This window comes from Micromonospora foliorum, from assembly GCF_022229015.1.
GTDB classification, from domain to species: Bacteria; Actinomycetota; Actinomycetes; order Mycobacteriales; family Micromonosporaceae; genus Micromonospora; species Micromonospora foliorum.
The window spans coordinates 24,492-31,897 of the sequence record NZ_JAKKFF010000090.1; the positions used below are offsets into that span (position 1 = coordinate 24,492).

Sequence of the window (7,406 nt, forward strand, 5' to 3'; positions counted from 1 at the left end):
CGTGGCCTCCTATACCGACTGGGGAACAGCCACGAGGGGCTCGACCCGCACCGAGGTGAGCAGTTCCCGCTCGTGACCGACCTGGCGCTCGGTGCCGACCAGTCGCAGCGGCAGGGCCGCCGCCACGTCGCCGCTCGATCGGCCGAACCGCAGCTCGACGTCGCCGGGCTCGACGATCCGCTGGCCGGTCAGCCCGGTGAACGACGCCAGGTCGGCCGGTACGCCGAACGTCACGTGCGCCACCTCGCCGGGCGCCAACGGCAGTCGGGTGTAGCCGATCAGCTGAACCACCGGACGGGTGGTCTGCGCGACCGGGTCGTGCAGGTAGAGCTGCACCACCTCGGTGCCGGGCCTTTCACCGGTGTTGGCGACGGTGATCCGCACCCGCACCTCGCCGTCGACCGGCCAGGCAGCCGGATCGTCGCGCGGCTCGACCACCGTGGCGTCGGACCACTCGAAGGTGGTGTAGCTCAGCCCGTGGCCGAACGGGTATGCCGGGGTCGGGTCGACCGAGGAGACCTTGTTGCGCCGACCGAGTGGCGGCGCGAGATAGGTGCTCGGCAGCCCGCCGGCGTCCCGGGGAACGCTGACCGGCAACCGCCCGGAGGGGTTGACCGCGCCGGTGAGCACCTCGGCGAGCGCCTGCCCACCGAGCTGACCGAGGAAGAACGCCTGCACCACGGCCGCCGCGCCGTCGAACTCCGGGCCGACCGCGTAGGGGCGACCGGTCATCAACACCAGGACCACCGGGGTGCCGGTGGCCAGGACGGCGCGGACGAGGTCGGCCTGCACGCCGGGCAGTCGCAGGTCGACGGCGTCACAGCCCTCACCGGAGGTGCCCCGGCCGAACATTCCCGCCCGGTCGCCGACGGCCAACACGCACACGTCGGCGGCGGCGGCCGCGGCGACCGCGACCGGGATACCCGAGGTGTCGTCGCCGGTGATGGCGCACCCCGGCTCGTGGGTGAGCAGCGGGACGCGTCGGGCCAACTCGTCGCGCAGTGTGGGGATGTCCAGGCCGAGCCCGAAGTCGCCGTGGTGGACGCCCACGTGGTTGGGGAACGAGTAGCAGCCGAGCATGGCCATCGGGTCGTCGGCGACCGGGCCGACCAGGGCGACCCGACTGCCCACGGGCAGCGGCAGCACGCCGGTGTTGCGCAACAGGACGACGGACTCCCGGGCCAGGCGTACGGCGACGTCCTGGCTGGCCTCGTCGTCGAGGCGCAGGGACGCCACATCGTCGGGCAGCTCCCGCCAGCCGTCGTCGAGCAGACCGAGCTCGATCTTCTGGATCAGCACCCGGCGCAGGGCGCAGTCGATTAGCGCCTCGTCGACCTCGCCACGGCGCGCCGCCTCCACCAGCGGTGCGCCGAAGGCGTCCACGGTGGGCAGCTCGACGTCGATACCGGCCCGCAGGGCGAGCCGGGCCGCGTCCCCGGCGTCCCCGGCGACTCCGTGCAGGGTCTGCAGGAACCGTACGGCGAAGTAGTCGGCCACCACGGTGCCGGTGAAGCCCCACTCGTCGCGCAACAGCCCGGTCAGCAGCCCACGGTCGGCCGCGACGGGCAGGCCGTCGATCTCGGCGTAGGAGTTCATCACCGAGCGGGCGCCGCCGAGGCGCAGCGCCATCTCGAACGGCGGCAGGATGACGTCGGCCAGCTCGCGGCGGCCCATCGGCACCGGCGCGAGGTTACGTCCACCACGGGAGGCGGAGTAGCCGGCGAAGTGCTTCAGTGTGGCCACCACGCCGGCCCGCTCCAGACCCCGCACGTACGCGGCGCCGGTCGTTCCGACCAGGTAGGGGTCCTCGCCGATCGTCTCCTCGGTACGGCCCCAGCGGTAGTCCCGGGTGACGTCCAGGACCGGGGCGAGACCCTGGTGCACACCGGCGGCGCGCATCGACCGTCCGATCCGGTCGGCCATCGCCTCGACCAGTTCCGGGTCGAAGGACGCGCCCCAGCTGAGCGGAGTCGGGTAGACGGTGGCCCGCCAGGCCGCGAACCCGGTGAGGCACTCCTCGTGCACCTGCGCGGGAATGCCGAACCGACTGGCGGCCACGATCTGCGCCTGCGAGGCCGCCAGCGACCGGGCGCCGAGCACCGGGTCGACCGGGGCGGTGCCGAACGGGCGGGTGAGCTGGCCCAACCCGTACTGGATGACGGTGCTCCACGGCGGCAAGTCGCTGATCATGTCCGATTGGTGCGGTGCGACGCCCTCGCCGCTGGCCTCGGCGCCGACCCAGACCCCGACGAGCTGGGCGATCTTCTCTTCGAGGGACATCTTCGGCAGGAGCGCCTCGGCCCGCTCGCTCGGCGACAGCCGCTGATCACGCCACGGCGCGGTGCCGCCGTCCCCGAGCGACTGACTTCTCATGCCATGACCCCTTAGCTCCGGCCACATCCCGTGCCCTCGTGAAACCGGCAGCGTGGCGGACGTTTCTCACGATCCGAAACTTTCCGGAAACCTGCGTAACCTTTTCGGCAACCTAAGTGCCCCATCGATGCCTGTCAAGAGTCCCAATCAGACGACCAGGGCGTCTTTCCTGCACACGGTGACCCCCCAATCGGCGCTCCGTCGCCGATGAGCCGCGCGATGACCCGCGAATGGGGAGCCCGAGCGCGGCACCGACTGGCGTGAATGTCTCATCATGTTAAGGTCGGCCGAAACTTTCGGATGTTGTATGAGGCCGCGATGACAGAGCACCGCCCGCTCGACCCACCCGCCTCCACCACCATCGCGACCATCGCCAACGATGTCGGCGTCTCGGTCGCGACCGTGTCCAAGGTCCTCAACGGACGCGGCGATGTCGCCCCCGGCACCAGAGCTCGCGTGGAGGCGAGCCTCGACCGCCACCAGTACCAGCGCCGCGCCCGGCGACACGCGACCAGCGGCGGCCGGGTGGACCTCGTGTTCCACGAGTTCGACACGGGTTGGGCGATGGAGATCCTGCGGGGTGTCGAGGCGGTGACCTCCGCGGCCGGCATCGGGTTGTCGGTAGCCCAGCTCGACGGCGCGCACCGCCCGCCGGCGCGCTGGCTGGAGGCGTTACTCGCCGACCGCCCGCTGGGCGTGGTGTTCGTCCTCTCCCACCTGGCCGAGGCGCAACAGCAGCACCTGCGACGGCAGGGCATACCGTTCGTCGTCGTCGACACCGACAGCGCGACCTCCGCCTCCGTTCCCACCGTCGGGTCGAACAACTGGAACGGCGGCCTGCTCGCCGCCCGCCACCTGCTGGAGCTGGGGCACCGACGGATCGCCATCATCTCCGGGCCACCCGACGTGCTGTGCAGCCGCGCCCGCGCCGCCGGCTTCCAGTCGGCCCACGACGAAGCCGGGATAGTGGTCGACCGCGAGCTGATCCGCTACGGCAGCTTCTCCGCCGGAGCGGGGCACGCCCACGGGCTGCAACTCCTTCAGCGGCCGGACCGACCCACGGCCATCTTCGCCGGGTCGGACATCCAGGCCATGGGGGTGCTCCGGGCCGCCCGTCAGTGCGGCCTGCGAGTGCCCGAGGACCTCTCGGTGATCGGGTACGACAACCTGCCGGTCTCCGCCTGGACCGACCCGGCCCTCACCACGATCAACCAGCCGTTGCGCGACATGGCCGGCATCGCCACCCAGATGTTGCTCGACCTGACCAGGGGCAACGAGCCGGCGACCAGCCGGATCGACCTGGTGACCGAGCTGGTCGTCCGGGAGAGCACCGCGCCACCCGCCGACCCGCACTGACCCCGGCCCCTGCGAGGACCCGTGCCCCACTCCGCCTTCACCTTCGACGACCTCCAGCGGTACGCGCCGGAGGTCGCCGAGCCTGACGACTTCGACGAGTTCTGGCGGGACACGCTCGCCGAGGCGGCGGCCGTGCCGGTGCTCGTCGACGTCCGTCCCGAGCCCACCGACCTGCGGCTGCTCGACACCTGGGACGTCACGTTCGCCGGCTTCGGCGGTGACCCGGTCCGCGCCTGGTACACCCGTCCGGCCGGCGTTCGAGAGCCGCTGCCGGCCGTGGTCGAGTACGCCGGCTACGGTCGCGGCCGGGGCCTGCCCCACGAACGGCTGACCTGGCCGGTGGCCGGGTACGCGCACCTGCTGATGGACAACCGGGGCCAGGCGGGGCAGTACGGCGCCGGGGACACCCCCGACCCGCACGGCGCGCCCGGCGGGCCCTGGCCGGTCACCTGGGGGATCCTCGATCCGCGGAACTACCACTACCGCCGGCTGATCACCGACGCGGTCCGGGCGATCGAGGCGGTCCGCGCGCTGCCGGGGGTCGCTGGGGACCGGGTCAGCGTGGTCGGCAACAGCCAGGGCGGCGGCATCGCCCTGGCGGCGGCCGGTCTCGTCGACGACCTCAGCGCGGTGCTGACCACCGCCCCGTTCCTCTGCGACATGCGCCGGGCCGTCGCGCTCACCGACCTCGCGCCGTACGGCGAGATCGCCCGGTACCTGGCCGTGCACCGGGAGGCCGAGGAGGCGGTCTGGCGGACGTTGTCCTATGTGGATGGCGTCAGCTTCGCGCGGCGTGCCACGGCGCCGGCGCAGTTCGGGGTCGGCCGGCGCGACTCCGTCTGCCCACCGCGAACCGCCTTCGCGGCGTACAACCACTACGGTGCCGCGAACGGGCGACCGGTCCCACCCGAGCGGGAGATGCTCGTCTACCCGTTCAACGGCCACGAGGGCGGCGAAGCCGTCCACGTCCGACGTCAACTGCGCTGGCTGGATGCGGTGCTGCACCCCGACCGGCACCAGGATCGCGCCCGATGATCGGTGGCACGGCTCGCCGCGGCTGATCCGCCGGTTACCGGACTCTGCTTCGGTCGGGTGGGTGCCGCCCGCGGCGGGCAGATCCGTGGCGCACGCGGAACTGGATGGTGAGCGCCCGCCATCGCCGACCTCTGGCGGGCGCCCACCACCGCAAGGGCGGCTCCGTCGTGCACGTCGCCGCTCCTGCGGGGCCCTTGGGCCCGGCTCGCACCGCCACCCCGTACACCCGACCTTGCACGGGAGGCCTCCGGAAAAGGGAGGCGCCAACCGTTGATCATCGGCTTCGGTGGATGTGGAGTATGTCAGCGGCGGCGATCGACGAGCAATAATCTCCGGAACTTCTCTCGCAACGCCTACCGGGCGTCGCGGCACCTCGGCCAGCGCTCGACGCGCTGACCGGTCACTGCTCCACGGCGCGGTAGAGCCGACTCACGGTCTCGGCCACGCAGACGGGCTTGCCGCCGCTGTCGCTCTCCACGGTGACCGTCACGACCAGCTGCACCCCGCCGCTCACCGGCGACACGTCGGCGATGATGGCGGTGGCGCGTACGGCGGCGCCGACCCGCAGCGGCGCGGGGAAACGCACCCGGTTCAGCCCGTAGTTGACCCCCATCGCCACCCCCTCGACCCGGTAGAGCCCGCCCGCCAACGCCGGCAACAGCGACAGGGTGAGGTACCCGTGCGCGATCGTGCCGCCGAACGGCCCCGCCGCGGCCCGGACCGGGTCGAGATGGATCCACTGGTGGTCGTCGGTGGCGTCGGCGAAGAGGTCGACGCGGCTCTGCTCGATGCGCTGCCACGGACCGGGCCCGAGGCTCTCACCGGTCGCGGCGGCCAACTCCTCGAACGAGGTGAACACTCTCATGCCAGGTCTCCCCTACAGCTACTAGAAGGCGTTGACGCCGGTGAGCGCGCGTCCGATGAGAAGTTGCTGGATCTGACTGGTGCCCTCGTAGAGCGTGGCCACCCGGGCGTCGCGCAGGTACTTGCCCACCGGGTACTCGTCGATGTAGCCGTACCCGCCGAACACCTGGACCGCGTTGTTGGCCGCGCGAACGGCGGCCTCGCTGGCGAAGAGCTTGGCCATCGACGCCTCGGTGGCGAAGGGCTGGTTGCGGTCGATCAGGTCGGCCACCTGCCACACCAGCAGCCGGGCGGCGGCGGTGTCCACCGCGATGGCGGCGAGCAGTTGTTGGACGAGCTGGTGCCCGGCGATCGGCTTGCCGAACTGGGTCCGCTGCCCGGCGTACCCGACCGCCGCGTCGAGGCAGCCCTGGGCGATGCCGACACACCCGGCGGCCACCGACATCCGCCCCTTGGCGAGGGTGGCCAGGGCCAGCCGGAACCCGGCGCCCTCGGCGCCGAGGCGGGCCGTGTCGGGCACGCGCACCTCGTCGAAGCCCAGCTCGCCGGTGGCCTGACCGCGTAGGCCGAGCTTGCCGTGGATCTCCCGTCGGGTCAGCCCCGGGCTGTCGGTGGGCACCAGGAACGCGCTGATTCCCCGGTGCCCAGGGCCGCCGGTGCGGGCGAAGACCAGCGCGACGTCGGCGGTGGTGCCGTTGGTGATGAAGGTCTTCGTGCCGGTGAGCAGCCAGTCGGTGCCGTCGCGGACCGCACGGGTGCGCAGTGCGGCCGCGTCCGAGCCGCTGTCCGGCTCGGTCAGCGCGAAGCAGCCGAGTGCGCTGCCCGCGCAGAGCCTCGGCAGCCACTCGGCCCGCTGTTCGGCACTGCCGTGTGCGGCGATCGACTTCGCGACCAGGCCGAGGGAGACCGAGACGATGCCACGCACCGCCGAGTCGCCCCGGCCCAGTTCTTCCAGGACCAGGCAGTACGCGAGGTGGTCGCCACCGGAGCCGCCGTCGGCCTCGGCGATGGTCAGCCCCAGGAAGCCCAGGTCACCGAGCATGCCGACGATGGCGGGGTCGACCGATTCGCGGCGATCCCAGGTGGCCGCGTGCGGCAGCAGCTCGCGGTCGGCGAACTCGGCGGCCAGCTGGCGGACCGCCGCCTGCTCGGCGGAGAGGGTGAGGTCCATGACGCTCAAACTAGCGGTGATAGTTTAACGCGTCCAGACCGGACGGTCACCGGTCGGAGGCCAGACCGACGTGCCGTTCGGCGGTGAACGCGCGGGCCAGCTCGGTCCGCGAACGGATGCCCAGCCGGTGGAACACGTTGCGCAGGTGATGGTCGACCGTACGGGTGGAAAGGAACATCCGGGCGGCGATCTCCCGGTTGGTGGCGCCCTCGGCGACCAACTCGGCGATCCGCAGTTGCTGGCCGGTCAGCAACCGCGCCGCGGGCAGGTCCGGCGGACCGACCGATTCCCCGGCCGCCCGCAGCTCCGTGGTGGCCTGCTCGGCCCAGCACTCCACCCCGAGCAGGCTGAACATCTCGCGGGCCTGGTGCAGGTGCGTCCGCGCGTCGCGAGGGCGTCGACTGCGGCGCAGCTCCTGGCCGAAGAGCAGTTCGGTGCGGGCCCGCTCGAACGTGCCGGCCTCCGTCGGGTGCAGGCGCAGCGCCGCCTGGAAATCCCGTTCCGCCTCGGCCCCGCCCCGGGGGGCGAGCAGCGCGTGGCACCGCGCGGAGAGGGCCCGGCGCAGCGGGCTCGCGGTGCTGCTGGCCCACCTGTCGAACGGGGCGAG

6 protein-coding genes are annotated in these 7,406 nt (G+C 72.4%); 2 read left to right on the plus strand and 4 right to left on the minus strand.

Annotated features, from left to right (window positions below; genetic code table 11):
* Positions 1–9: 9 nt before the first annotated feature.
* Complete coding sequence (locus PSH25_RS08420; RefSeq protein ID WP_238658456.1) at positions 10–2,373, minus strand: beta-xylosidase/alpha-l-arabinosidase; 2,364 nt, start codon at positions 2,371–2,373, stop codon at positions 10–12.
* Between the two features lie 318 nt (positions 2,374–2,691).
* Between PSH25_RS08420 and PSH25_RS08425 the strand changes: the two genes are divergently transcribed.
* A complete protein-coding gene (locus PSH25_RS08425; protein ID WP_238658457.1) occupies positions 2,692–3,729 on the plus strand; it encodes a LacI family DNA-binding transcriptional regulator in 1,038 nt (345 codons plus the stop codon).
* Between the two features lie 21 nt (positions 3,730–3,750).
* Positions 3,751–4,764: an acetylxylan esterase gene (locus PSH25_RS08430; RefSeq protein ID WP_238658458.1), complete on the plus strand. Its 1,014-nt coding sequence runs from the start codon at positions 3,751–3,753 to the stop codon at positions 4,762–4,764.
* A gap of 400 nt (positions 4,765–5,164) precedes the next feature.
* Here PSH25_RS08430 and PSH25_RS08435 read toward each other — a convergent pair whose 3' ends face one another.
* The 3 genes from PSH25_RS08435 to PSH25_RS08445 form a co-directional block, all read right to left on the minus strand.
* Positions 5,165–5,629, minus strand: a complete 465-nt coding sequence (locus tag PSH25_RS08435; protein WP_238658459.1) for a MaoC family dehydratase — start codon at positions 5,627–5,629, stop codon at positions 5,165–5,167.
* Positions 5,630–5,650: 21 nt separating this feature from the next.
* Positions 5,651–6,799, minus strand: coding sequence for an acyl-CoA dehydrogenase family protein (locus PSH25_RS08440; protein ID WP_238658462.1), 1,149 nt, complete (start codon positions 6,797–6,799; stop codon positions 5,651–5,653).
* A 46-nt stretch (positions 6,800–6,845) separates the two neighbouring features.
* Positions 6,846–7,406: helix-turn-helix transcriptional regulator (locus tag PSH25_RS08445; protein ID WP_238658460.1), on the minus strand; the 561-nt coding region annotated here is incomplete at its 5' end.

Excerpts from the sequence above, each read along its gene's own strand:
- PSH25_RS08420 (WP_238658456.1), bottom strand. The coding sequence starts at position 2,373 with ATGAGAAGTCAGTCGCTCGGGGACGGCGGCACCGCGCCGTGGCGTGAT.
- PSH25_RS08425 (WP_238658457.1), top strand. The coding sequence starts at position 2,692 with ATGACAGAGCACCGCCCGCTCGACCCACCCGCCTCCACCACCATCGCG.
- PSH25_RS08435 (WP_238658459.1), bottom strand. The coding sequence starts at position 5,629 with ATGAGAGTGTTCACCTCGTTCGAGGAGTTGGCCGCCGCGACCGGTGAG.
- PSH25_RS08440 (WP_238658462.1), bottom strand. The coding sequence starts at position 6,799 with ATGGACCTCACCCTCTCCGCCGAGCAGGCGGCGGTCCGCCAGCTGGCC.